A 23016-nucleotide genomic window follows, 5' to 3' on the forward strand; every position below is an offset into this window, starting at 1 on the left:
CCCCCAGCGTGCCGAGGCCCTTGCCCCGTACGTCCCCGATGAGCACCCGGGTGCCGTAGGGGGTGTCGACGACCTCGTAGATGTCGCCGCCGACCAGCGCGTCCCGCTGCGAGGAGACGTAGAAGCCGTCGACGACCACGCTGTGGGTGCGCAGCGGCAGCGGTCGCAGCAGGGCCCGCTGGGCGGCCTCGCCGGTGGCGCGGACCCGCTCCAGCAGGGCGTCGCCGTTGCGCCGCAGCCGGGCGACGGTGATGGCGGCGCCCACGATGAGCATGTTCCCCAGCACCGACCCGACGCGGTTGACGGGCGAGGACTCGCCGGTCAGCACCCCGTGGTGCGCCACCATCAGGAAGAGGTCGACGAGCCCGACGAACACCGTCTGCCGGTAGGTGCAGACCGCGGCGGCCGTCACCGGGGCCAGCGCCGCGTAGACGTCGAGCCGCAGATAGGCCGGCGTCCTGAGGTCGATGACCACGACGGCCACGAGATAGGCCAGGACCAGTGCGAACGGCAGCAGTCTGCGCGACACCGCGGCTTGTACCTCCGCGTGGGTGGAAGAGCGGGACACATAGACATTTCCAGACTTTCGCCATGAATGCCCGTCGCCCGCCGCCGTGTCGCCGGTCAGAGCTTGCGGTACGTCCGCGCGTCGTCCGTCGCGGCCAGGACCGCCGCCAGGTCGCCGCCCGCCGAGGCCGTCACCACGGCGGCCACCGCCCCCTCGACGAACGGGGCGTCGGCGATGCGCGTGTCCCCGAGCTCCCCGGCGTCCAGGAGCTCCTTGACGGTGAGGACCGCGCTGCCCATGTCGCACAGCACGACCACGCCGGCGGCCTCGTCCGCCCGGGCGACCGCCCGGCGCACCAGCTCGGCGCTGGTGCCCACACCGCCGTCCGGCAGTCCGCCGGCGGGGGCCACCGGCGCCGGGTCGCCCGCGCCGAACAGGGCCTTGGCGAGGGCGGCCGTCGACTCGGCCACGGCCCGGCTGTGCGAGACCAGCACCACGCCGACCCGCCCCGGCCGCCGCTCGGCGGCCGCGGCCGCCGGCTCCTCCCCGGCCGTCTCCGCCGCCGGGGGAACGGCGCACAGTTCGGGGTCGGTGGCCTCGAACAGCGCGGTGACCAGCAGCGCCGAGGACGTGGCGCCCGGGTCCTGGTGGCCCACGCTGCGCTCGCCCAGATAGCTGGCCCGCCCGCGCCGCGCGCGCATCGGGACGGTCGCCTCCGCCCCCTCGCGGGCGGCCCGCGCGGCCGCCTCCAGCGCGGCCGTCACATCGCCTCCCGCCAGGGCCCCGGCGTACGCGTCGGCGGCGGGCTGGAGCGCGTCGACCATCGTCTTGTCGCCGGGTGCGGAGTCGCCGAGCCGCCGGACGCTCGCCACCGCGGCCGCCAGCGCCCGGCCCAGCGTCTCGGGCGCGACGACCGCGTCCTCGCCCAGCACCTTGCCCATCCGCCGCAGGACCGTCCCGTACAGCGGCCCGGACGCCCCGCCGACGGTGTTGGTCAGGTGGACGCCGACGGCGGTCAGCAGGGCGCCCGGTGTGGCGGGCGACCCGGCGGCGACGGCCTCGGCCGCCGAGGAGAAGCCGCGCTTGAGGTTGACGCCGTGGTCGGCGTCGCCGATGGCGGCGTCGAGGTCGGTCAGGTGCCGGGCCTCGGCGACGACGACCCGGGTGGCGCGGTCGAGGAAGCGGCGGAAGAAGTCCAGGTCGAGCGGGACGGTCATGGCGGCGGCTCCTCGGCACTGGGGGCGGGCTGACGGATGATCAACGCGGCCCAGCGTAGCCCCGGCCGTCAACGGCTCAGGCCTCTTCGGCGCGCACCCGCAGCGCCAGGAACAGATCCGCCAGGTCCTCCGCGCACCCCACGTCCCGGCCCGTGAGCGACTCCAGCTTCGCCAGCCGGTTCCGCAGCGTGTTGACGTGGATGTGCAGCGAGGCCGCCGCCTGCCCCCACTTCATGCCCGAGCCCAGGAACGCGTCCAGGCTGCGCAGCAGTTCGCTGTTGTGCGTGGCGTCGTAGGCGATCGCCGGCCCCAGCACCGCGTCCGCGAAGTCCCGGCGGGTCTGCGGGTCCACCAGGGCCAGGACGAGCCGGTAGGAGCCCACGTCCGCGAACGACACCACGCGCGGGCCCCGCCGCCGCGACCGCGCCACCCGGGACGCCTCCCGCGCCTGGAGCAGCCCGCGCCGCAGCTCCTGGTGCCCGGCGGCGACCCGGCCGACGCCGATGCGCGGCCCGGGCGCGGGGGACGCGGGCCCCAGGGCCGCCGCCAGCCCCTCCGCCAGCCGGGCCGGGTCGGCGTCGGCGGCGGGCAGGCTGACGATCGCCACCACGTCCTGCCCGCTGCTCGCCGCCACGGACGCCAGGCCCCGGGCGACGAAGTGGTCGGTGACGGCCGCCGTGTCGGGCAGCGGCCACGTGGCGCGGCCGGGGGAGTCGGGGACGATGACGGAGAACACCGCCAGCGCGCTGTCCGGGTTGACGCCGAACGACCGCAGCCGGGCCACCAGTTCACCGGAGCGGTGCGGCCCGCTCTGCACCATGTCGAGGATCTCCCCGGCGAAGCGCATCTCGATCGCGCGCAGCGCCTGCCGGTGCGCCAGCTCCACCGTCAGGAACCGGACGCCCTGCTCCAGGACCAGGCGCTCGGCCGTGCCCAGCTCCGCCACCGGCCGGCCGTAGACGACGGCGAGGTCGAAACCGGCGACGCCGCGCACCGGGATCACCGTGGCGTCGGTGCCGGAGGCCAGCCGCAACGGGTACTCCGCGTACTCCTCGCCGTCCGCACCCAGCCGGTCCGCGACCGCCCGCACGTCCTGCTCCGCCGGCGGCCGGCCCACCGAGTCGAGGACGGCGCCGAGCCCGTCCACCAGCGCGACCGGCGTCCGGGCGGGCCCGGCGAGCACCGCCAGCACGCCCCGCAGGCCGTCGCCCGCGGAGACGGCGCGGGTCAGCGCGTTGCTGTGCCGCAGCGCGTCCAGCAGATGCCGCTGCCGCTGCTCGGCCTGGGCGGTCGCCACGGCCTGGGTGACGGCGGTGAACGGCACCTCGACGGGCAGCCGCAGCAGCGGCAGCCCGGCCGCCCGGCAGGCCGCGACGAGGTCGTCCGGCACGGCCGGCATGTCCGTGCGCAGCCCGAAGACCAGCCCGGCGGCGCCGGACTCGGCCAGCCGGCGCACGTACACGGCGCAGTCCTGCCGGCCGAGCCAGAGCCCGTTGGTGAGCACCAGCTCGTCCGGCCCGGCGTAGGGGCCGGGGTCGGGCAGCTCGGTCACATGCGCCCAGCGGACCGCGCGGTCCGTGTCCCCGGTGCCCGGCACGGCCTCCAGGCCGAGCCCCGGCAGGCCGAGCAGGTCGCGGACGCGCAGCATGGCGTGGGGGTCCTGCCCCGTGGAGGGCGGCTGTTCGGGCGAGGGGTTCAAGGACGCGGTCACCCGCCGGACACAACACAGGAGGTGACGGCCCTGTCCACCGTCCACGGCCACCGGCGGCCGGAATCAGGCCACCGGTCCGTGGCGCCCCGCCCGGGAACCGCCGCCCCAACTGGACGATCGCACAGCCGAATGCCGCATCCGTGGAGATCCCTCCACTGTTCGTGAGGCCTTCGGGCGGATGAGATCTTTGTCGTGAAACAACCCCCCGCGCTCCTCGCCCGTGACGCACCGTCAGGAATGTTCGGCCGGTCCATGACGGCGGTGCTGCTGTGCACCTTCAGCGGCTTCACGGGCTTCTACCTGCTGCTGGCGACCGTGCCCGAGTTCGCCGCCGACACCAGCGGCCAGCGGGCCGCCGGCGGAGTGGTCACCGGACTGCTGATGGGCGCCACCGTCGCCGTGCAGCCCGCGATGCCCCGCGTCATCGCGGCCGTCGGCCACCGCACCGTGCTGCTGGCCGCCATGGTCCTCCTCGGTGCCCCGGCCGCCGTGCCGCTCGCCACCGACAGCCTCACGGTGACCCTGGTCTGCGCCGTGCTGCGCGGCGTCGGCTTCGGGATGTTCGTCGTGGCCGGCAGCGCCGCCGTGGCCGAACTGGCGCCGCCCGGCCGCCGCGGCACGGCCACCGGCTGGTACGGGCTGGCCACCGGGCTCGGCGGGGCCGTCGGCACGCCCTTCGGGGTGCTGCTGGCCCACCGGTTCGGCTACGGGCCGCTGTTCACCGCCGGCGCCCTGGCACCCGCCTGCGGGCTGATCGCCGCCCTCGCCGTCGCCACGCCCTGCCCGGCGCCGCCCGGCCGGGCCCGGGTCGTCGCGGGCCTCGCCCGCCCGGCGATCCTGCGCCCGCTCGTCCTGCTGACGGCGGGCACCATGGCGTCCGGCACCGTCGTGACCTTCCTGCCGCCCGCCGCGCCGCGCGACCCCGTCTGGCTCACCCCGCTGGCGCTGCTCTGCCTCCAGCTGTCCGCCGCCGCCAGCCGCTGGGCGTCCGGCCGCCTCGGCGACCGCCACGGCCACCGCGCCCTGCTGCCGCCCGCGACCCTGCTCGCCGCCGTCGGCGTGCTCGGCGGCGTCACCACCCGGCACACCGGCGCCCTGCTGGTGCTCATGGTGGTCTTCGGCGTCGGGTTCGGCGCCCTCCAGAACGCGACCCTGGTCCTCGCCCTTCAGCGCGCCGGCGATTCCAGTGTCGGCAGCGCGCAGTGGAACCTCGCCTTCGACGCGGGCCTCGGCCTCGGCGGCTTCTGCGTCGGCCTCGTCGCCCAGTACGCGGGCTACGACACCGGCTTCGTGCTGGTCGCCGTCGTGCTCGCGGCCCTGGCGGCGGTCGCCGTCGCCGACGTCCGCGACCGGAGCCTCCCGCCGCCCGCCGCCGACGCCGGGTGAGGCCGGTGCAACCGCCGGAAACAGCCGTCGAGTTCTGAAACCTGCCGGAAAGCGAACGGCTTGATATCGAGCCCGTCCCGGCCGATGAGTTCGTTCTCCCCGCAAACTGATTGCACACTGAATCGTCGCGGTGCCGGCATCGGCGTATCGGAACGGCGACGGCCGTCTTGACGCGTGCGTGACCGGCGCGGGCGGAAGGAGGGGAATCAGATGCTGGGAGCCTTGCCCGATGCTCCGCTGCGTGGACGGGAAGCCGAAGTCGATCGGCTGACCTCGCTCATCGGGCATGTCATGGCCGGGCGCTGCACACTGATCACGATCGAAGGACCGCCGGGCTCCGGGAAATCCCACCTGCTGCGCGAGTCCATGCGCATTGCCGTGGAGCTCGGGCTGCGGATTCGCGCCAAATCCGCCGACGGACCGCACCCACCGGGGGGACCACCGCGGTGGGACCCCGGCGATCCCCACCGTCCCTATGCCGTGGCGGTCGACAACGCCCAGCACCTCGACCACGAGGACGTGCGGTCCCTCATCGCGTGCGAGACCGGGCCGGACGGCCCGGCGCGGGTGTGGATCCTCGCCCGCCGCCCGTCCGCCGGGGCCCCGCCCCTGGAGGGCGTGCTGCTCAGCCCCACCGCCGGAACCGAGCGGATCAAGCTGGGCACCCTGCGCCCCGGCGCGGCGATGGCGCTGGCCGCCGACGCCCTCGGCGCGCCGCCCGACACCGGGCTGGCCCGGGTCCTGGGCCGGGCCGGCGGGCATCCGCGCCGGCTGCTGGAACTCACCAAGGGAATGCTGGAGGAAGGCAGCATCGCCGTGGACGGATACCGGGCCCGGCTGGTGACCGACCGGCTGCCGCGGCGACTGGTGGAACGGGTCGAGAGTTCCCTCATGGGATATTCACCGGAGTTCCGCCAGATGGTCAGGGTCGCGGCCGCGCTGGGAAATGAGGTCTCCTTCGAAAAACTGGCCCGGGTCCTGAACGCGCCACCGACGGCGTTGTTGCCGACCCTGGACGAAGTGGTAGCGGCCGGAGTTCTGGAGAACAATGCCGGACGGCTCGCGTTCCGCGATGAGTTGTTGCACCGGCTCATTACCGACTGGATGCCCGAAACCGTTCTCGACGCCTTGCGCGGCCAGGCATCTGTGGCGCCTAAAACCACCGGACCCGCCCTCCTGGCGGAGCCGGGGGAAAGGGGAGCGGACGGGCCGGGGACCACCCCCTACGGGGAGCATCTGAGCGACCAGGAGGCCGTCATCGCGGGCCTGGTGCACGAAGGGCTCACCAACCGGCAGATCGCCCGCCGGCTCGGGCTGTCCCCGCACACCGTCAACTACCACCTGCGCAAGGTCTTCCGGAAACTGGGCGTCGCCTCCCGTGTCGACCTGGTCCGTATCGTGCGCGGGGGTGCCGGGGGAGTCCCCGGCACCCCCGCGGCCCTGGCCCCGCCGGCGTAGGAGGTCCCGCCGGCACAGGACGCCGGTGGCCGCGCCGCCCCCGCCGGGGGCGGCGCGGCCGGCTCAGCCCGTCACCACGCCGGCGTGAGCGCTCTCCCGGCGGGCGGGCCCGGGCCCGTACCAGCGCCGTGCCGTGGGCAGTTCGAGGCCGAACTGGTCCAGCGTCCTGGCCACGATGTGCGTGACGACGTCGGACACGCTCCGCGGCCGGTTGTAGAAGGCCGGCACCGGAGGGGCGATCACCGCGCCCATGCGCGTGAGCGCCAGCATGTTCTCCAGATGGATCTCGGAGAGCGGCAGCTCGCGCGGCACCAGCACCAGCCGCCGCCGCTCCTTGAGCGTGACGTCGGCGGCCCGGTGCACCAGCCCGTCGCCGAAGCCCGACCGCACCGCGGCCAGGGTCTTCATGCTGCACGGCGCGATGACCATCCCGTCCGTGGGGTACGAGCCGCTGGAGATGGCCGCCGCCTGGTCGCCCGGCCCGTGGACATGGTCGGCCAGCGCCGCCACCTCCGCCGCCTTCCAGTCGGTCTCCATCTCCAGCGTCGCCCGCCCCCACTTGGTGAACACCAGATGGGTCTCGACGTCCAGCGACCGCAGGGCCTCCAGCAGCCGGATCCCGATCACCGAACCGGTCGCCCCGGTGATCCCCACGACCAGCCGGCGGGGCCGCGTTCCCGGCACGCGCGGATCAGCCATGCGCGGATCAGTCATGCGCGACGCCGGGGAAGCTGCGGCCGTGCCGCTCCCGCAGGGCGAACGGCACGGTGGCGTCCACGACCGTACGGCTCCCGGTCGCCTCCCGCCCGCGCGCGGCGGCCCACGCCTCGCCCTGCGAGGGGTCGAGCCCGATCCTCGGGAAGCCCGTGAAGCGCAGGGCGTCGGCGGACAGGTCCGAGCGGGTGGTGATCGCCCACAGCACGTCCTCGGCCGAGTCCGGCGCCACGTCCTCGTCGACCAGGACGACCACCTTGGCGAACCGATGGCGGTCCAGGACGTCCTTCGCCATCGCCCGTACCCGCTCGTCGTCCCCCGGGCCCGACTTGCGCACCTGGAGCACCAGCAGGAACATCCCGCCGCCCGCGGGGGAGTAGTGGGCGTCGCGCAGCAGCTCGCCGCCCGCCCACGACAGCCCCAGCGCCACCGCGCCGGCCAGCCCCAGGATCAGCGACTGCTCCCGGCCCGGACCGATCACCGCCGGGAACACCGGCGCCTCACGGGACGTCACCGCGGTGACCGTGATCGCCGGCAGGGACTCCGCCGCGTTGCCGTCGTAGCCCAGCACCTCCGGCAGCGAGTGGCCCGTCGCCCGGCCCGGCAGCGCCTCCGGGGCGGTCGTCCCGTCGAAGTACCCCTCCAGGACGACCTCCGACTCCGCGAACACCGGCACCGGCTGGCTCACCGCCGGGGCCGTCGTCACCGGCCCGCCGGCCAGCGCGCCCGCCAGGGCCGTCTTGCTCGTGCCGGCGGGCAGGAAGTCGCTGCCGACCGCCGACGCCACCATCACGGCGGGCGGCGCGCCGAGGTTCACCGACACCGGGAGGCGCTCGCCCCGCTCCACCGCCTCGTGGTACATCGCCAGCAGCCGGCGGCTGGGCAGCATCCAGATCACCAGCTGGTTCCGGTCCCGCACGAGCATCCGGTGCACGGCGGTGGCACTGCGGCCGGTGCGGGGATCGTGGGCGTACAGCAGCCCGGTGGTCAGATAGGGGCCGGCGTCGCGCTCGGTGGCCCACAGCGCGGGCAGCTCCCCCAGGTCGACGTCCGCGCCGAGCCGCACCTGCGGGAACGGGGAGCTCTCCAGGTGCTCGGGTTCCTGGCAGGCTGCCAGCAGCCGGGCGATCGTGTCGTCGTTGGTGCGCCGGGGCAGGCCGGGCAGCCAGCGCCGCAGGCGCTCCGCGTCGCCGAACGCCCCGAGCACCACGGGCATTCCGGCGGCCGCGTCGGTGACCCGGGTGTACAGCGCGATGTCCTCGGTGCGCGACGAAGACGTGGCGGGGATGCCCGCGTGCCGCGCGGCGTAGTGCGCGGCGATCTCGTGCCGGGTCAGCGGCTGGTCGTAGGTGTGGTGGGCGTGCGGGGCGTCCTTCCGGGCCGCCGCGAGGGCGGCCCGGAAGGACAGGCCGGGAAGGCCGGGAAGCGCGGTCATGATGCCTCTCTCCGTCACCGGACGGCCGGTTCCGGGAGGATCTCCCGGCGGGCCGCCTCCGGCTCGTGCCACCAGGGGTCCAAACTGGGCGGGTTGTTGAAGCCCTCCGCGATGCGGCGAGCGAGCCCGGGCTGCCGCTGGGCGGCGTCGAGCAGCTCCACCACGTGGTCGGGCGCCGGGGGCAGCAGACCGTTCGTCCAGCGCACGACGTGCCGGGCGTACTCCCAGAACGTCTCGAACGTGGCCGTCATCCAGCCGGCGTCGAAGGGCTCGTCCCCGCGCGCGAGGATCTCCCGCAGATAGACGTCGGCGCACTTGGCGGCGCTGTTGGAGCCCTGGCCGGTGAGCGGGTCGTTGACGACGAGGACGTCGGCGACGCCCAGGACCGCACGGCCCGAGGGCAGGGTGGCGACCGGCTTGCGGACGGTCGGCGTCAGCCGCCCGGCGAGCACGCCGCCCGGGTCGGTGAGCACCGCGTCGGCGGCGCGCTCGGCCTCCCAGGGCAGGAACTCGGCGAGCAGCTTCTTGGTGCGGTCCAGGTGCTCCTCGGGGGAGCGGACGTCCCCGAAGGCGTCCAGGGGGCCGCCGGGCACGCCGTTGAGGAACAGGCAGTCGCAGGGGCCGCTCTTCGTCAGGGCCGGGACGATGAAGTACTCGCCGACGCCGGGCATGAGGCTGGCCGAGCAGGCGACGAAGGAGTCGCGGGGGCGCAGGCCGTGGACGTAGGAGACGGCCGCGACGCGCTGCGGGGCGGCGAACGGCGAGCGTTCCTCGTCGCGTTCGAAGATCCCGGCGATCTCGCCCTTGCCGGCGGCGACGAGCACGAGGTCATGGCTCGCGGCCAGCTCCTCCAGCTCGGCCACGCCCGCCTCGGCGATCCGCAGATCGCCCCCGGCGGCCGTGAACTCCTCCAGCCAGGCGGCGACCTTGACGCGCTGGTCGACCGACTGGCCGGGGGCCGCGAGCCGGGCCTCGAAGTCGATCGCCCTGACGGCGTCGGGGGCCACGGTGAAGGACAGGCCCTCGATGACGGGCGCCACGTCCTGCCAGTGGTCCAGGCCCAGGCGGCGCTCGGTCTCCAGGGCGTCGCCGAACATGATCTGCGTGGACATCACCCGGCCGTCGAGGACCTGTCGCGCGGTCCTGTTCGACACGAGGGTGACGTGGTGGCCGGAGCGGCGCAGGCCGAGGGCGAGCTGCAGGCCGGCCTGGCCCGCCCCCACGACGGCGATCGACCGTGTGCTGTGCGTCATTGCTTCGCTGTCCTTTCCGGTACTACGTCCGGTACTACGGTTTCCGGCCGGTCGGCCTCGTCGTCCGTCCCGTCGTCCGCCTCGGGCGTGCTCTCCGTCATATGGAGGCCCAGCACGCCGCCGATGATCGCCACGAGGCACACGACCTTGCCGACCGTGATGTCCTCGCCGAACAGCAGGGCCCCGAAGACCACCGCGCCCACCGAGCCGATGCCGGTCCACACGGTGTAGCCGATGCCGACGTCGAGCGTCCTGAGCGCGAGGCTCAGCAGATACACCCCGCCACCGCCCGCCACCACGGTGATCAGGGACGGCACCAGGCGGGTGAAGCCCTCGTTGGCGGCGGAACTCAGGGCGAAGACGACCTCGAAGACGGCCGCGATCAGCAGGAGCGTCCAGGCCTTCGCGCTCTCGGTGCGCTGCTCGCCCATCAGGCCGCCCCCATCGACTTGAGGCCGACCACGCCGCCGATGATGGCGGCGAAGCACAGCAGCTTGGCGGGCGTGATCTTCTCCTTGAAGATCAGGGCGCCGAGGACGACCGTGCCCAGGGCGCCCACGCTCGTCCAGATCGTGTAGCCGACGCTCACGTCCAGCGTGCGCAGGGCGAGACTGATGAAGTAGATGCCGCCCACGATGCCGACCAGGGTGATCAGCGAGATCCACAGGCGGGTGAAGCCCTTGGAGGCGTTGGCGCCGAGAGCGAAGACGATCTCGAACGCGATGGCGATGAGAAGGTAGATCCAGGCCATGGAGTGGTGACTTCCGGGTGGATTTCCGGGTGGATTACGGTGCGGGGACGGGCGCCTCGTCGGCCAGCGAGCCGCTGCCCGAGATCGCGGCCCCGCCGGCCCCGCCGGCGAACATGCCGGGGTGCTTGGCGCGCATGCGCTCCAGCAGCAGGTCGTACGGCACGTCGGCGTGGTCCCCGTAGTCGGTGAGGAACTCCATCTGCCGCGCGCCCTGGTCGTCGTACGGGTGGTACACGCTGTCGGCGGTGCCGTCGAACTCCAGCGGGGCCATCCCGTACAGCCGGCACAGCAGGCCGTTGAAGACCGGGGTGACGCGCAGCCAGCGGCCGTCGAGGTGGACGGAGGCCAGGCCGTGGTGGAAGACCTCGCCGCCCACCATCGCCCGGAGCCGCTCCGAGGCGAGGTGGTTGCGCACATCGGCGTAGACCAGGCGGCTGGGGACGCCGACCGAGCGGACCGCCGCCGCGTAGAGCACGGACTTGTGGAGGCAGAAGCCCTTTCCGGCGCGGGCCACCGAGCTCGCCCGCAGCGCGGAGCGCTCCAGGCTGGTGCCGTAGACCTCGTAGTGGACGCCGTCGCGCACGGCGTAGTAGAGCCGTACGGCCTTCCCGGCCGCGGTGGTCTCCTCGTGCGCCCCGGACCGCTCGACGAAGTCGCGGACCTCCGGGGAGTCGTGGTCGAGGAACTCGGTGGGACGCAGGAATTCGGTGAAATCCGGTGTGCTCATCGTTGTCAAAGACCCATCGTGGTGGCGATGCGGGAGTACTGGATGTCGGTGGTGCCCGAGTAGATCGTTCCGGCGACGGCGTTGCGCAGGTCCTGCTCCAGGCCGTACTCGGCCATGTAGCCGTAGCCGCCGAAGGTCTGCACGGCCGCGACGGCGGAGGCGAGATTGCCCTCGCTGGCCAGGAGCTTGGCGGTGGCGACCTCCACCGTGGCGTCCTCGCCCGCCTCGACCTTGAGCGCCGCCTCGTACAGGGCGCTGCGGGCGGTGTCGGTGGCGACGCGCATCCGCGCGATCCGGTGGGCCACGGCCTGGTGGGAGCCGATGGGCTTGCCGAACTGCTCACGGGTGCGGGCGTAGTCGACCACGCGCTCCAGGCGGGCCCGCATCTCGCCGATGTTCACGACGAACGAGCACAGGACCTCCCACTTCATCACGTGGTCGAAGACGACGAAGCCCGTGCCGACCCGGCCGATGACGTTCTCCAGCGGCACCCGGCAGTCGTCGAAGAACAGCTCGGACAGCGGGGAGGTGCGCAGGCCCATCTTCGCCATCGGGCTGCCCACGGTCAGGCCGGGCCGGTCGCGTTCGACGACGACGGCCGTGATCCCGAAGGGGCTGCCGCGCTCGCCCGTCGAGACGTACACGACGAACAGGTCGGCGATCGGGCCGTTGGTGACGAACGCCTTGTTGCCGTTGAGGACGAGGTGGCCGTCCTCGACCCGGCCCGTGGTGCGCAGGGAGAGCATGTCCGAGCCGGCCTCCGGCTCGGAGATCGCGTGGGCGCCGATCACCTCGCCGGCGCAGACCGCCGGCAGGAAGCGCTCCTTGAGCGCGGGCGAGCCGAAGCGCTGGATCGGCACGCCGGTGCTCACCATGTGCGTGGTCGCCGAGAAGCTCAGGCCCGCGTCGCGGCACGACTGCCCGAGGCCCTCCAGGACGTACAGGGTGGTGGTGAGGGACTGGCCCAGGCCGCCCCAGCGCTCCTCGAAGGGCAGCCGGAACAGGTCCGACTCGCGCAGCAGCTTCCAGTTGTCGTGCGAGAACTCGCCCGCGCGGTCGCGCTCCAGGTGCCCCTCGCCGAGCCGTTCGCCCAGGGCCTCGATCGCGGCCCGCAGTTCTCGCTGATCCTCCGACCAGTGCATTGCGTCTCAACCTTCTCGGTGTGGTCCGGACGGGGAGGCCGGAGGGTGAAGACCCCGGCCTCCCGTCGGGGCGCTCTAGTAGTGGGAGAAGCCGCTCTCGTCGAGGCTGTGCACCTCGTCGCCCCGCAGCGGCGGGTTGAAGACGCTGATCAGGTGGAGATCGGTGTCCGGGTCGGCGATCAGGAAGTGGGCGTCGTGCTCGTCGAGGGCGTAGAGGACACCGGGCTCGATGGCGAGGGTCTTCGAGCCGTCGGCACTGATCACCTCGCCCCGGCCGCTGATGCAGTAGCAGGCCTCCAGGTGGCGGCGGTACTGGAGCCGGGACTTGGTGCCGGCGCGGACGAGCGTGTCCGCGACGGTGAATCCCATTCCGTCGGACTCGGTCAGCAGTCTGCTGCTGCGCCCGTTCCCCCACTCGACGGTCTGGACCTTGTTCTTCTCACGCGTGAACATTCTGGTTCCTCGTCTCTTCGTAGGCGGTGACGAACGCGTCGATGGCGTTCACGGACCGGAAGTCGCCGGGAGTGATCTCGACCTGGTCGAGCGGGACGCCGTAACGGGTGGTGACCCAGTTGACGACCCGGACCACCTGGAGGCTGTCGATCACGCCCGTCGCCAGCAGGTCGTAGTCGGGATCGAGCTGGTCGGAGGTCAGATCCGGCAGGAATTCCGTGATCAGGAAGCGCTTGATTTCCGCGGGGCGGTCCATGCCCTCATCCCTTCAGCCGCCGTACGTCGCCGACGGCGGCGCGGTCGTTCTTTCCGGTGGGGCCCTTCGGCAGGGCCGCGTCGGTGATGCGGATGTCGCTCGGTATCGCGGTTCTGGCCAGCCGCCGGGCACAGTGCTCGCGCAGGGCGAGGACGTGGAGGCCGGAGCCGGCGGTGCGGCGCACCAGCGCCTGGAGCCGTTTGCCGGCCGCCTCGTCGGGGACGGTGACGACCACGGCGTCGGCCACCTCGGGGTGGGCGAGCAGGGTCTGCTCGACCTCCTCCAGGGAGATCCGCACGCCGCGCACCTTGACCTGGAAGTCGGTGCGCCCGACCAGGTGGAGGGTGCCGTCGGCGGTCCGCCGGACCAGGTCCCCGCTGCGGAACCAGACCCGGGGCCCGTCCGCGTCGGCGCGGCGGACGAAACGGTCGGCGCCGCGCGCGGGATCCAGGTAGCCGTGCGCCTGGAACGGGGTGTGCACCAGCAGTTCACCGGTGCCGGGCCCCTCCAGCGGCTGTCCGTCCTCCCCCAGGACCAGGACGCGGACGCCCGGCAGCGGCCTGCCGACCGGCAGCGGGCCCGCCGTCTCCGGGTCGCGGGCCAGCAGCGGCCCGGCGTCGAGGATCAGGCTGTCGTTGGTCTCGGTGCAGCCGTAGACATTGGCGAAGGAGGCGTCCGGGAAGAGCTCCGGCAGCCGGGCGAGCAGCCGCGGCGGCACCGCGTCGCCGGTGAGGACGACGTGCCGCACGGACTTCAGTGGCGGGCCCTCCGCACGGTCGGCGTCCTCGGCGAGCAGCCGGTAGAGCAGCGGCACACCCTGGACGAGGTGGACGTCCTGGGCGGCTATCAGCTCGCGCAGATGGGCTCCGTCGGTGGCCCGGTCCGGGTCGACGAGGACCACCCGGCCGCCCGCGGCCAGGGTCGCCCACACCTCCAGCAGGCACAGGTCGAAGTTGAGGGGCGCGTAGTTGAGCACCGCCGTGTCCGGCCCGAGGCCGAAGTGCTCCGCCGCCCAGCCGGTGAAACGGCCGACGGCGTCGAGCGGCAGGGGCACGACCTTGGGGGTCCCGGTGGAGCCGGACGTGGTGAGGAGCAGCCCGGTCCCCTCGGGGACGGCCGGGGCGTCCGCCCGGGCGGTGAGCGTCTCCACGCCGAGCCCGCCGGGCGCGTCGTAGGCGGGTTCGGCCGTCAGCACGCGGTCGATGCCCGCGCCGGCGGTCACCTCGCGCAGCGTGTCCGTGCCGAGCTCGGCGGAGGGCAGCAGGACGGGGCGGCCGTCGCGCAGACAGGCGATGATCAGTGCCAGGGTCTCCGGTGTTCTGCGGGCCGGTACGCACACGGGTGCCGTGCGGTCGCCGCCCAGGTGGCGCAGCCGTTCCTGGAAGACGCCCGCGAGCGCGCCCAGTTCGCCGTACGGGACGGACGTGCCGCGCCAGACCAGGGCGGGGGCGTGCGGGGTGCGCCGGGCGCGGTCGTCGAAGGCGGCGGTGAGCGGGCTCATGCCGGTACGCCCGTCGTCGCGCCGGGGGCGTCGATCTCCCGGTAGCCGCCGTCGAAGTACACCAGTGGCCGTCCGGGGACGCTGCCGGTGGCGGCCACCCGGCCGATCAGGATCGCGTGGTCGCCGCCGCCCACCACGCTCTCCAGCCGGCAGTCGAAATAGCTGAGGCACTCGCTGATGACCGGGGCTCCGGTGACGAACGATTCGGTGGCCACGGACGGGAAGGAGCCGAGGGCCCTGCCGTTGCCGCGGGTGGCGAAGTGGCGGGAGACGCGCTGCTGGTCGTCGCGGAGCACACTGACCGCGAAGACCTCGGTGGCCAGGATCGCCGTCACCAGCGGGCTCATCCGCCCGATGGACACGGACACCATCTGCGGCTCCAGGGAGAGCGATCCGAATGCCGAGACGGTCTTGGCGAACACTTCGCCGCCATTTCGTGTCGTGACCACCGTGACACCGGACGCGAATTTACCGGCCGCGGCCCTGAATTCCCTCTCCGGGCATTCTTCCGGCTGCGCTCGCACCCGGGACGTCGGGGGTAATGCCATCACTGTCACTGCCATTCCGTGAGGGCTTTTCTCGGGGACGTCCATGACTGTACGAGGTGCGGTGAAGCCGCTTCCACTACCTCTTCGGGTAGTGCCGCCCGGCTACCCGTCCGAGTGGTGACGGGCCCCGGCGGGGGAGTGTCGGCGCAGGTCACGAGCGCTGACAAGGCTCCCTGCGGGGGCTGTTGTGCAGATCTACACGCAAGGGGTCGTGATCATGTGCGAGTGTCCATTGTGAAGGGTCCCCGCCCTGTTTAGGGTCACTTTCATGACTGCATCATGGCTTGGCCCCGGAAAGGCCGCCGCGATGGCGCTCACATTCGATGTGGACGCCGAGACCGGTGTGCTCTCCATGGGCGAGAAGTACTCGCGGCATGCGATGACGATGACCCATCAGGCTTTTGGTCCCGATGTCGGCGTGCCGCGCATCCTGGGAATTCTGCGTGAACTCGGCGTGCCCGCCACCTTCTTCTTCCCAGGCTGGGTGGCCGAGCGCCGCCCGAATCTCGTGGCGCAGGTGGTGGAGGCGGGCCATGAGGTGGCGCACCACTCCTACAGCCATGTGCCGGCGACGTCGATGACGTTCGCCGAGGAACGGAACGACTTCGAACGCGCCCTGGAGGTCTTCCGTAAGCAGGACGTGCCCGTCTACGGCCACCGCGCGGGACTCTGGGAGGCGAGCTGGCAGACCGCCTCGCTGGTCGCGGAGTACGGGCTGGCCTACGACTCGTCGATGATGAACGACGACCGCCCCTACCATGTGCCCACCGACAAGGGCGGTGTCGTGGAACTGCCCCCGCACTGGTCGCTGGACGACTGGGAGCAGTACGCGTTCCTGCCGGCGCCGCAGATCGGGTCCATCATGGAGGACCCGCAGAAGGTGCTGTCGATGTGGAAGTACGAGCTGGACGCGATGCGGCGCTACAACTCGCTGTTCATGCTCACCAACCACCCCTTCCTCACCGGCCGTCCGGGCCGGGCGGAGGCGCTGCGCTCCCTGATCGAGTACGGCCAGTCGCACGGCGACGTGGAGTTCCTGACGTGCCGTGAGATAGCCGAGCGGGCCAAGGCCGACACCTCGCTGGCCACCCGGCCGCTGGAGCAGCCGGAGATCGAGCCCGGGCTCTTCCCCTCGGAGTGAGAATTCGGAGCGATAATGACGAGCGCCTCCCGTCCGCCGGACGGGAGGCGCTTCTTCCGCCGGATCAGTCGATCGACTTGATCAGCTCACCGTCGGCCGTGTCGCCGCCGAGCTCCCAGAAGAACGTGCCGCCCAGGTGCTGCCGGTTCTTGTAGGTCATCTTCCCGGCGATGGTCGACGGGGTGTCGTAGCTCCACCAGTCGCTGCCGCACTTGGCGTAGGCGGTGCCGCCGACCGTGCCGGTGGCCGGGCAGCTGTTCCTCAGCACCCGGTAGTCCTCGAAGCCGGCCTCGGAGGTGCCCTTCGCGGGCCCGGTGGCCGTGCCGCCGGGGGCGGACTGGGTGACGCCGGTCCAGCCGCGCCCGTAGAAGCCGATGCCCAGCAGCAGCTTGGACGACGGGATGCCGAGCGACTGGAGCTTGGTGATGGTGGCGTCGGTGTTGAACCCGGCCTTCGGGATGCCGGCGTAGGACGTCAGGGGCGAGTGGGGGGCGGTGGGGCCCTTGGCGTCCCAGGCGCCGAAGTAGTCGTAGGTCATGGGGTTGTACCAGTCGACATAGCGGGCGGCCCCCGCGTAGTCGACGGCGTCGATCTTGCCGCCGGAGGAGGCGTCGGCGGTGATGGCCGCCGTGACCAGGCTCTCGCCCCCGAACTTCGCGCGCAGCGCCGCCATGACGTCACGGAAGGCGGTGCGGCCGCTGGTGTCGCAGGTCAGCCCGCAGGCGTTGGGGTACTCCCAGTCGATGTCGATGCCGTCGAAGACATCGGCCCAGCGCGGGTCCTTGACCAGCCCGTAACAGGACTCCGCGAACGCGGCGGGGTTCTTCGCCGCCTCGCCGAAGCCGCCGGACCAGGTCCAGCCGCCGAAGGACCAGACCACCTTGAGGCCCGGGTGGAGCTTCTTGAGCTTGCGCAGCTGGTTGAAGTTGCCGCGCAGGGCGCCGTCGTCCCAGGTGTCGGCCTTGCCGTCGACGCTGCCGGCGGCGTCGTAGAACTTGTCGTAGTCGGCGTAGGCGTCGCCGATGGCGCACTTACCGCCGGTGACGTTGCCGAAGGCGTAGTTGACGTGGGTGAGCTTGGCGGCGGAGCCGGAGGTCTCGATGTTCTTCACGTGGTAACCGCGGTCGTAGACACCCCAGTTGGTGAAGTAGCCGACCACCCGGTGGCCGGCCGAGGTGTCCGTGGTGTCGTCGGCCGTGGCCGGGCTCGCGGTGAGGCCGCCCGCCAGCAGGGCGGCCCCGGCGGTCACCGCCGTGAGCCAGGCGCGGGCGCGCTGTCCGTACGGTCTGGGCATGAGGTCTCCTCGGTGGGGAGGAACGTGCTCTTGGCATGGACGCGTTGAACGGTGGGGAAACCGTAGGAGGACTAGACCAATACGGTCAATGGTTCGTACCAAGTTCCCGACGGTCTTTCATGATCCGCCGACCAGTGACGCGGAGCCCCCGATCGGGCATACTCCAACCCGCCACAGCCGCAGGTCACGCGTTTCCGCGACCCGGCGCGCGACCATCGGCTGGGCATCCACGGCAGCGTCGCCCCCACCCTCGGGCGGCCGTCGCCGCAGCGCCCGACAGGGAGGAGAGCCGCCGCCATGACCGATCACGGACCGCAGCCGGTGGAGCGTCAGCTGCCCACCGAGGAGTCCCGCGACCTGATCTCGCTCGTACGGGACCTGGTACAGCGGGAGATCGCGCCCACCGCGGCCGAGGAGGAGGACGCCGGGCACTTCCCGCGCGAGGTCTTCGGACTGCTCTCCGCGTCGGGGCTGCTCGCCCTGCCGTACGCCGAGGAGTTCGGCGGCGGCGACCAGCCGTACGAGGTCTACCTCCAGGTGCTCGAGGAGCTCGCCGCCGCCCGCCTCACCGTGGGCCTCGGCGTCAGCGTCCACACCCTCGCCTGCCACGCCCTCGCCGGCTACGGCACCAAGGAGCAGCGGCAGGCGCACCTGCCCGCCATGCTCGGCGGCGGGCTCCTGGGCGCCTACTGCCTCTCCGAGCCGGCCGCCGGCTCCGACGCCGCCTCACTGCGCACCCGCGCCACCCGCGTCGGCGACACCTGGACCATCGAGGGCACCAAGGCCTGGACCACCCACGGCGGGATCGCCGACTTCTACACCGTCCTGGCGCGCACGGGCGGCGAGGGCGCCCACGGCATCACCGCGTTCCTGGTGCCCGGCGACGCCCCGGGCCTGACGGCGGCGCCGCCCGAGCGCAAGATGGGCATGAAGGGCTCGCCCACCGCCCAGCTGCACTTCGACGGGGTCGAGGTCCCCGACGCGCGGCGCCTCGGCGACGAGGGCCAGGGCTTCGCCATCGCCCTGTCCGCCCTCGACTCCGGGCGGCTCGGCATCGCCGCCTGCGCCGTCGGCGTCGCCCAGGCCGCCCTCGACCAGGCGCTGTCCTTCACCACCGAACGGCAGCAGTTCGGCCGCCCGGTCGCCGACTTCCAGGGCCTGCGGTTCATGCTCGCCGACATGGCCACCCAGATCGAGGCGGGCCGCGCGCTCTACCTCGCCGCCGCCCGGCTGCGCGACACGGGCCGCCCCTTCGCCAAGCAGGCCGCCATGGCCAAGCTCTTCTGCACGGACGCGGCGATGCGGGTCACCACCGACGCCGTGCAGCTCATGGGCGGCTACGGCTGCACGGCGGATTTCCCCGCGGAGCGGTACATGCGGGAGGCGAAGGTTTTGCAGATCGTGGAGGGTACGAATCAGATCCAGCGGATGGTGGTGGCCCGGCACCTCGCCGGGCCGGAGTCCCGCTGACGCGGAGTGTCGGCTGCCGGCCGTTTGTGGCTGGTCGCGCCCGCGCGGCGGAGCCGCACAGCGGTACTGCCCCGCGCCCCTTACGGGGCTCAGCCGAGCAGCTCCGCCAGCTCCGGGATGCGCTCCTCGGCCGTCCCGGAGCTGGTGACACTCGCGGTGTCCTTGAGCCCCGTCGCGGTGCCGATCACCACGACCGGCCCGCCGCCCGCGCGCTCACGCGCGACGCGGCGGGCCGCCGCGACGCCCACCGCCGACGACGGCTCCAGGAACAGCCCGCGCGCCGCCAGCGCCCGGTGCTCGGCCATGAACTCCTCGGTGGGCACGGCGAGCGCCGCCCCGTCCGCGCCCCACAGGGCGTCCAGCCCCTGCCACACCGGGCGGCTCTCGCCGAGGGAGAAGGCGGGGGAGGGCACCGGGTCCACCGACACCCGCTCCTGGTCCGCCCGTTCGGCGAGCGCCAGGGCCGCGGTGTACGGCGCGGCGCCCGCCGGCTCGGCCGCGACCAGCCGGGGCGTGCCGGCCACCAGCCCGGCCGCCCGCAGCTCCCGGAAGCCGCGGGCGATCCCGGACAGCAGATCGGCCCGGCAGGTGGGCACCACCACGGCCCCCGCGCCCTCGCGGAGGCCGGGGACGTCCCGGGCGAGCTCGTAGGCGACGGACTTGTAGCCCTCGTTGGCGTAGGCGTTGCCGCCCGGGGCGGGGGAGGCGTAACTGGTCAGCGGATACCAGCCGAACCGCTCGACGGCCTCCTGCATCGCGGCGTTCCGCGTGGCGAAGTCCCGGACGACCCGCACCGCGCCCAGCGCGTCGATCTGCGCCCGCAGCGGCTCCGGGACCTGATCCGTGGTGAACACCACGCAGCGCAGGCCGGCCCGGGCGGCGTACGCGGCGACGGCGGCGCCCGCGTTGCCCGAGGAGGCCGCCGCCACCGTGTCCGCACCGGCGGCCAGCGCCGCCGCGACGCCCACGGCCATCGCCCGGTCCTTGTGCGAACCGGTCGGGTTGGCGCCCTCGTACTTCACCCACAGCCCGTCCGGGCCGCCCTCCGGCAGGGGTATGACGGGCGTGCCGCCCTCGCCGAGCGTGACCGGGGCGGCGACGGGCGCCGACAGCGCCGAGGGCCAGCCCCACGGCCCGCCCGGGTACGTCTCCAGCGACAGCCCGGACAGATCCGCGAGCGGCGGCACGGGGTTGGCGCCGATCCCCTCCTCCCGGCAGGCCGCGCAGCCCGAGAAGTCCCGGGCGGCGGCACCGCAGCGCGGACAGCGGAGGGGTATCGGCAACGGCACACGAACTCCTCAGGTCGTCGGGGCCCCGCGCGGGGCGCGAGGCCCCGACCGTAGCAGTCCGCGATCATCCGGAACGGCCCGCCGTCAGAGGCGGCGGCCGCCCTGCCCCGGCACCCGCAGCGGGCGCGAGCCCGGCCCCCCGATGTGCGAGAACGGCTGCGTCCGCCAGTCCAGGCTCTCCGGCAGCGTCAACAGCAGCGCCGCGTCCAGATCCTGGGCGCCCCGCGACTCGTCGGCCGGATCGGCCTCCTCCGCGCCGCGCCCCGAGCCCGGGCAGACCGTCAGCCCGAACGGGTCCCACGGGGACGGGCACAGCGCGTGCTCCGGAAGCACGTCCTCGTCGGCGAGGAGCGCGATGGGCCGCGCGCAGTCCGGGCACATCACCCGGAACATCTCGTAGGTCTCCTCGTACAGACCGCCGTCGCCGTCGGTTTCCAGGCGTTCCAGGCTGGGCATGGTGTGTTTCCCCCTCGGATGGACCGGCCGGGCACCTCGGCCGCGGCCACAGCAAGCACTTCCCGTACGCCAAGGCGGGTAATCGCCGCACGGGGGAGGACACGGGTGCGTGTCTGTGGCATTGGTCACACGCCCCGCGCGCCTGTGGCGCCACCGACTGTGCCCGGCGCGCCATGAACGAGTAGGTTGACCCGCGTGGAGGAGTTGGACAAAGAGATCGTGGAACTGCTCGTCAAGGACGGGCGGATGAGCTACACCGACCTGGGCAAGGCCACCGGCCTGTCCACCTCGGCGGTGCACCAGCGCGTGCGCCGGCTCGAACAGCGGGGCGTCATCCGCGGCTACGCGGCGGTCGTCGACCCCGAGGCCGTCGGGCTGCCCCTGACCGCCTTCATCTCGGTGAAGCCGTTCGATCCCAGCGCGCCCGACGACATCGCGGACCGGCTCGCGGAGATCCCCGAGATCGAGGCGTGCCACAGCGTGGCGGGCGACGAGAACTACATCCTGAAGGTGCGGGTGGCCACGCCGCTGGAACTTGAGCATTTGCTGGCGCGGATCCGTTCGCTGGCGGGCGTGTCCACCCGGACGACGATCGTCCTGTCGACGCCGTACGAGGCGCGGCCGCCACGGGTGGGGTGAGCCCGTACCGCGCTCCGCGCGGTGTCCTCAAGCGCCGGACGGGCTGAATCCGGCCCGCCCGGCGCCCCGGACCGGGGTCCGGGGCGGAGCCCCGGTTTCGGGAAGGGGCGGGGCTGGGGAGAGACTGACCCTCATGAGCGAGCCCACCACCGTGCTGCTGCGCAACGGCAACGTCTACAGCCCCGCCGACCCCTTCGCCACCGCGATGATCGTGGAAGGGGACAGCGTCTCCTGGGTCGGCTCCGAGGGCGCCGCCGACTCCTTCGCCGACGGCGTCGACGAGGTCGTCGACCTGCGCGGCGCGCTCGTCACCCCCGCGTTCACCGACGCGCACGTGCACACCACCGCCACCGGCCTCGCGCTCACCGGCCTGGACCTCACCGGCGTGCCCACGCTCGCCGCCGCCCTGGACCGGGTGCGGGCGTACGCCGCCGCGCGCCCCGCCGACCGGGTGCTGCTCGGGCACGGCTGGGACGCCAGCGCCTGGCCCGGGCGCCGGCCCCCGTCCCGCCGGGAGCTCGACGAGGCCACCGGCGGCCGGCCGCTCTACCTCACGCGCGCCGACGTCCACTCGGCCGTCGTCACCACCGCCCTCCTCGACCTCGTCCCCGGCGTCCGCGAGCTGGCCGGCTTCGCCGCCGACGCCCCGCTGACGGGCGACGCCCACCACGCCGTGCGCGCCACCGCGCACGCCTCCCTCACCCCCGCCCAGCGCACCGAGGCGCAGCGCGCCGCGCTCGCCCGCGCCGCCGCCCTGGGCATCGGCTCCGTCCACGAGTGCGCCGGGCCGCTGATCTCCTCCGAGGACGATCTCACCGGGCTGCTGCGGCTGGCCGCCGAGGAGCCCGGCCCCCGGGTCACCGGCTACTGGGCCGAGCGGGTCACCGGTCCCGAGGACGCCGAGCGGATCCGCGCGCTGGGCGCGCTCGGCGCCGCCGGCGACCTGTTCGTGGACGGCTCCCTCGGCTCGCACACCGCGTGCCTCCACGAGCCCTACACCGACTTCCCGGACGGCAGGGGCTCCGCGAACCTGGACGCCGCCGCCGTGGCCGCCCATGTCGCCGCCTGCACCGAGGCCGGCATCCAGGCCGGTTTCCACGCCATCGGCGACGCCGCGCTCACCGCCGTCGTCGAGGGCGTGCGCGCGGCCGCCGGGAAGGTGGGCCTGGAGCGCGTCCGCGCCGCCCGGCACCGGGTCGAGCACGCCGAGATGCTCACCCCCGAGCTGATCGCGGGCTTCGCCGAGTTCGCCCTCACCGCCTCCGTCCAGCCCGCCTTCGACGCGGCCTGGGGCGGGGAGGAGGGCATGTACGCCGAGCGTCTGGGCCGCGAGCGGGCGCTTGCGCTCAACCCGTTCGCGGCCATGCTGCGCGCCGGGGTCCCGCTCGCGCTGGGCTCCGACAGCCCCGTGACCCCCCTCGACCCCTGGGGCACCGTCCGGGCCGCCGCCTTCCACCGCACACCGTCCCACCGTGTCTCGGTCCGGGCCGCCTTCACCGCGCACACGCGCGGCGGCTGGCGCGCGATCGGCCGGGACGACGCGGGCGTCCTGGTGCCGGGCGCGCCCGCGGACTACGCGGTCTGGGAGACCGGCGACCTCGTGGTCCAGGTGCCCGACAGCCGGGTGGCGAACTGGTCCACCGACCCCCGCTCCGGCACCCCCGGCC

At 73.5% G+C, this 23016-nt stretch carries 22 protein-coding genes and 2 pseudogenes; 6 read left to right on the forward strand and 18 right to left on the reverse strand.

Features of this window, described 5'->3' with window-relative positions; all coding sequences use genetic code 11:
- From K6I33_RS11100 to K6I33_RS11115, 4 genes and pseudogenes are all read right to left on the reverse strand, one after another.
- Positions 1-529, reverse strand: a pseudogene (locus tag K6I33_RS11100) (serine/threonine-protein phosphatase); the annotation flags it as partial.
- Positions 530-624: 95 nt separating this feature from the next.
- Positions 625-1005, reverse strand: coding sequence for a dihydroxyacetone kinase phosphoryl donor subunit DhaM (gene dhaM / locus K6I33_RS11105; protein WP_229350496.1), 381 nt, complete (start codon positions 1003-1005; stop codon positions 625-627).
- Between the two features lie 96 nt (positions 1006-1101).
- Positions 1102-1725: pseudogene (dhaL, locus tag K6I33_RS11110) on the reverse strand (dihydroxyacetone kinase subunit DhaL); the annotation flags it as partial.
- A gap of 76 nt (positions 1726-1801) precedes the next feature.
- Positions 1802-3436, reverse strand: coding sequence for a PucR family transcriptional regulator (locus K6I33_RS11115; protein ID WP_229350456.1), 1635 nt, complete (start codon positions 3434-3436; stop codon positions 1802-1804).
- A 192-nt stretch (positions 3437-3628) separates the two neighbouring features.
- Here K6I33_RS11115 and K6I33_RS11120 point away from each other — a divergent pair, with 192 nt between their 5' ends.
- Together K6I33_RS11120 and K6I33_RS11125 are read left to right on the forward strand one after the other, a co-directional pair.
- Entirely contained in the window at positions 3629-4822 is a 1194-nt protein-coding gene (locus tag K6I33_RS11120; protein ID WP_229350458.1) for an MFS transporter, read from the forward strand.
- A 210-nt stretch (positions 4823-5032) separates the two neighbouring features.
- Entirely contained in the window at positions 5033-6280 is a 1248-nt protein-coding gene (locus K6I33_RS11125; RefSeq protein WP_229350460.1) for a LuxR family transcriptional regulator, read from the forward strand.
- 63 nt (positions 6281-6343) lie between these two features.
- Here the strand turns inward: K6I33_RS11125 and K6I33_RS11130 are convergent, their stop codons facing one another.
- The 11 genes from K6I33_RS11130 to K6I33_RS11180 form a co-directional block, all read right to left on the reverse strand.
- A complete protein-coding gene (locus K6I33_RS11130; RefSeq protein ID WP_229350462.1) occupies positions 6344-6979 on the reverse strand; it encodes a UbiX family flavin prenyltransferase in 636 nt (211 codons plus the stop codon).
- Positions 6980-6986: 7 nt separating this feature from the next.
- Positions 6987-8429 carry a UbiD family decarboxylase gene (locus K6I33_RS11135; RefSeq protein ID WP_229350464.1) on the reverse strand — a complete coding sequence of 481 codons (1443 nt, stop codon included), beginning with the start codon at positions 8427-8429 and terminating at the stop codon, positions 6987-6989.
- Between the two features lie 14 nt (positions 8430-8443).
- The gene (locus K6I33_RS11140; RefSeq protein WP_229350466.1) at positions 8444-9682 is read right to left on the reverse strand and encodes a styrene monooxygenase/indole monooxygenase family protein; all 1239 of its coding nucleotides are present in this window, start codon (positions 9680-9682) and stop codon (positions 8444-8446) included.
- Positions 9679-10113, reverse strand: a complete 435-nt coding sequence (locus K6I33_RS11145; RefSeq protein WP_229350468.1) for a multidrug efflux SMR transporter — start codon at positions 10111-10113, stop codon at positions 9679-9681. Before K6I33_RS11145 ends, K6I33_RS11140 begins: the two co-directional genes overlap by 4 nt.
- Positions 10113-10433: a multidrug efflux SMR transporter gene (locus K6I33_RS11150; RefSeq protein ID WP_229350470.1), complete on the reverse strand. Its 321-nt coding sequence runs from the start codon at positions 10431-10433 to the stop codon at positions 10113-10115. Before K6I33_RS11150 ends, K6I33_RS11145 begins: the two co-directional genes overlap by 1 nt.
- Positions 10434-10467: 34 nt before the next feature.
- The gene (locus K6I33_RS11155; RefSeq protein WP_229350472.1) at positions 10468-11160 is read right to left on the reverse strand and encodes a transglutaminase family protein; all 693 of its coding nucleotides are present in this window, start codon (positions 11158-11160) and stop codon (positions 10468-10470) included.
- A gap of 5 nt (positions 11161-11165) precedes the next feature.
- Positions 11166-12302, reverse strand: coding sequence for an acyl-CoA dehydrogenase family protein (locus tag K6I33_RS11160; protein WP_229350474.1), 1137 nt, complete (start codon positions 12300-12302; stop codon positions 11166-11168).
- Positions 12303-12377: 75 nt separating this feature from the next.
- Positions 12378-12755 (reverse strand): ectoine synthase, encoded by a 378-nt coding sequence (locus K6I33_RS11165; protein WP_229350476.1) that lies wholly within the window; start codon positions 12753-12755, stop codon positions 12378-12380.
- A complete protein-coding gene (locus K6I33_RS11170) occupies positions 12742-13011 on the reverse strand; it encodes a phosphopantetheine-binding protein (protein ID WP_229350478.1) in 270 nt (89 codons plus the stop codon). Before K6I33_RS11170 ends, K6I33_RS11165 begins: the two co-directional genes overlap by 14 nt.
- 4 nt (positions 13012-13015) lie before the next feature.
- The gene (locus K6I33_RS11175; RefSeq protein WP_229350480.1) at positions 13016-14512 is read right to left on the reverse strand and encodes an AMP-binding protein; all 1497 of its coding nucleotides are present in this window, start codon (positions 14510-14512) and stop codon (positions 13016-13018) included.
- On the reverse strand, positions 14509-15105 hold the full coding sequence (locus K6I33_RS11180) for a flavin reductase family protein (protein WP_308297112.1): 597 nt from the start codon (positions 15103-15105) through the stop codon (positions 14509-14511). Before K6I33_RS11180 ends, K6I33_RS11175 begins: the two co-directional genes overlap by 4 nt.
- A 223-nt stretch (positions 15106-15328) precedes the next feature.
- On the opposite strand from K6I33_RS11180, the gene K6I33_RS11185 reads away from it, so the two are divergent.
- On the forward strand, positions 15329-16201 hold the full coding sequence (locus K6I33_RS11185; RefSeq protein ID WP_229350484.1) for a polysaccharide deacetylase: 873 nt from the start codon (positions 15329-15331) through the stop codon (positions 16199-16201).
- Between the two features lie 64 nt (positions 16202-16265).
- Here the strand turns inward: K6I33_RS11185 and K6I33_RS11190 are convergent, their stop codons facing one another.
- A complete protein-coding gene (locus K6I33_RS11190; RefSeq protein WP_229350486.1) occupies positions 16266-17495 on the reverse strand; it encodes a glycoside hydrolase family 18 protein in 1230 nt (409 codons plus the stop codon).
- A gap of 297 nt (positions 17496-17792) precedes the next feature.
- Between K6I33_RS11190 and K6I33_RS11195 the strand changes: the two genes are divergently transcribed.
- The gene (locus tag K6I33_RS11195; protein ID WP_229350488.1) at positions 17793-18965 is read left to right on the forward strand and encodes an acyl-CoA dehydrogenase family protein; all 1173 of its coding nucleotides are present in this window, start codon (positions 17793-17795) and stop codon (positions 18963-18965) included.
- Between the two features lie 89 nt (positions 18966-19054).
- Here K6I33_RS11195 and K6I33_RS11200 read toward each other — a convergent pair whose 3' ends face one another.
- Positions 19055-20254: a pyridoxal-phosphate dependent enzyme gene (locus tag K6I33_RS11200; RefSeq protein WP_229350490.1), complete on the reverse strand. Its 1200-nt coding sequence runs from the start codon at positions 20252-20254 to the stop codon at positions 19055-19057.
- A gap of 84 nt (positions 20255-20338) precedes the next feature.
- A complete protein-coding gene (locus K6I33_RS11205) occupies positions 20339-20710 on the reverse strand; it encodes a hypothetical protein (protein WP_229350492.1) in 372 nt (123 codons plus the stop codon).
- Between the two features lie 195 nt (positions 20711-20905).
- Between K6I33_RS11205 and K6I33_RS11210 the strand changes: the two genes are divergently transcribed.
- Positions 20906-21349 (forward strand): Lrp/AsnC family transcriptional regulator, encoded by a 444-nt coding sequence (locus tag K6I33_RS11210; RefSeq protein ID WP_004948875.1) that lies wholly within the window; start codon positions 20906-20908, stop codon positions 21347-21349.
- 133 nt (positions 21350-21482) lie between these two features.
- Positions 21483-23016, forward strand: a 1534-nt coding sequence (locus K6I33_RS11215) for an amidohydrolase (protein WP_229350494.1), incomplete at its 3' end; no start/stop codon positions are given.

Source organism: Streptomyces sp. UNOB3_S3 (assembly GCF_020740895.1).
GTDB lineage: Bacteria > Actinomycetota > Actinomycetes > Streptomycetales > Streptomycetaceae > Streptomyces.

What these genes read in the sequence shown, in the direction of transcription:
- K6I33_RS11125 (WP_229350460.1), top strand. Translation starts at nt 5,033, where the DNA reads ATGCTGGGAGCCTTGCCCGATGCTCCGCTGCGTGGACGGGAAGCCGAA.
- K6I33_RS11130 (WP_229350462.1), bottom strand. Translation starts at nt 6,979, where the DNA reads ATGGCTGATCCGCGCGTGCCGGGAACGCGGCCCCGCCGGCTGGTCGTG.
- K6I33_RS11135 (WP_229350464.1), bottom strand. Translation starts at nt 8,429, where the DNA reads ATGACCGCGCTTCCCGGCCTTCCCGGCCTGTCCTTCCGGGCCGCCCTC.
- K6I33_RS11140 (WP_229350466.1), bottom strand. Translation starts at nt 9,682, where the DNA reads ATGACGCACAGCACACGGTCGATCGCCGTCGTGGGGGCGGGCCAGGCC.
- K6I33_RS11145 (WP_229350468.1), bottom strand. Translation starts at nt 10,113, where the DNA reads ATGGGCGAGCAGCGCACCGAGAGCGCGAAGGCCTGGACGCTCCTGCTG.
- K6I33_RS11150 (WP_229350470.1), bottom strand. Translation starts at nt 10,433, where the DNA reads ATGGCCTGGATCTACCTTCTCATCGCCATCGCGTTCGAGATCGTCTTC.
- K6I33_RS11155 (WP_229350472.1), bottom strand. Translation starts at nt 11,160, where the DNA reads ATGAGCACACCGGATTTCACCGAATTCCTGCGTCCCACCGAGTTCCTC.
- K6I33_RS11160 (WP_229350474.1), bottom strand. Translation starts at nt 12,302, where the DNA reads ATGCACTGGTCGGAGGATCAGCGAGAACTGCGGGCCGCGATCGAGGCC.
- K6I33_RS11165 (WP_229350476.1), bottom strand. Translation starts at nt 12,755, where the DNA reads ATGTTCACGCGTGAGAAGAACAAGGTCCAGACCGTCGAGTGGGGGAAC.
- K6I33_RS11170 (WP_229350478.1), bottom strand. Translation starts at nt 13,011, where the DNA reads ATGGACCGCCCCGCGGAAATCAAGCGCTTCCTGATCACGGAATTCCTG.
- K6I33_RS11175 (WP_229350480.1), bottom strand. Translation starts at nt 14,512, where the DNA reads ATGAGCCCGCTCACCGCCGCCTTCGACGACCGCGCCCGGCGCACCCCG.
- K6I33_RS11180 (WP_308297112.1), bottom strand. Translation starts at nt 15,105, where the DNA reads ATGGACGTCCCCGAGAAAAGCCCTCACGGAATGGCAGTGACAGTGATG.
- K6I33_RS11185 (WP_229350484.1), top strand. Translation starts at nt 15,329, where the DNA reads ATGACTGCATCATGGCTTGGCCCCGGAAAGGCCGCCGCGATGGCGCTC.
- K6I33_RS11190 (WP_229350486.1), bottom strand. Translation starts at nt 17,495, where the DNA reads ATGCCCAGACCGTACGGACAGCGCGCCCGCGCCTGGCTCACGGCGGTG.
- K6I33_RS11195 (WP_229350488.1), top strand. Translation starts at nt 17,793, where the DNA reads ATGACCGATCACGGACCGCAGCCGGTGGAGCGTCAGCTGCCCACCGAG.
- K6I33_RS11205 (WP_229350492.1), bottom strand. Translation starts at nt 20,710, where the DNA reads ATGCCCAGCCTGGAACGCCTGGAAACCGACGGCGACGGCGGTCTGTAC.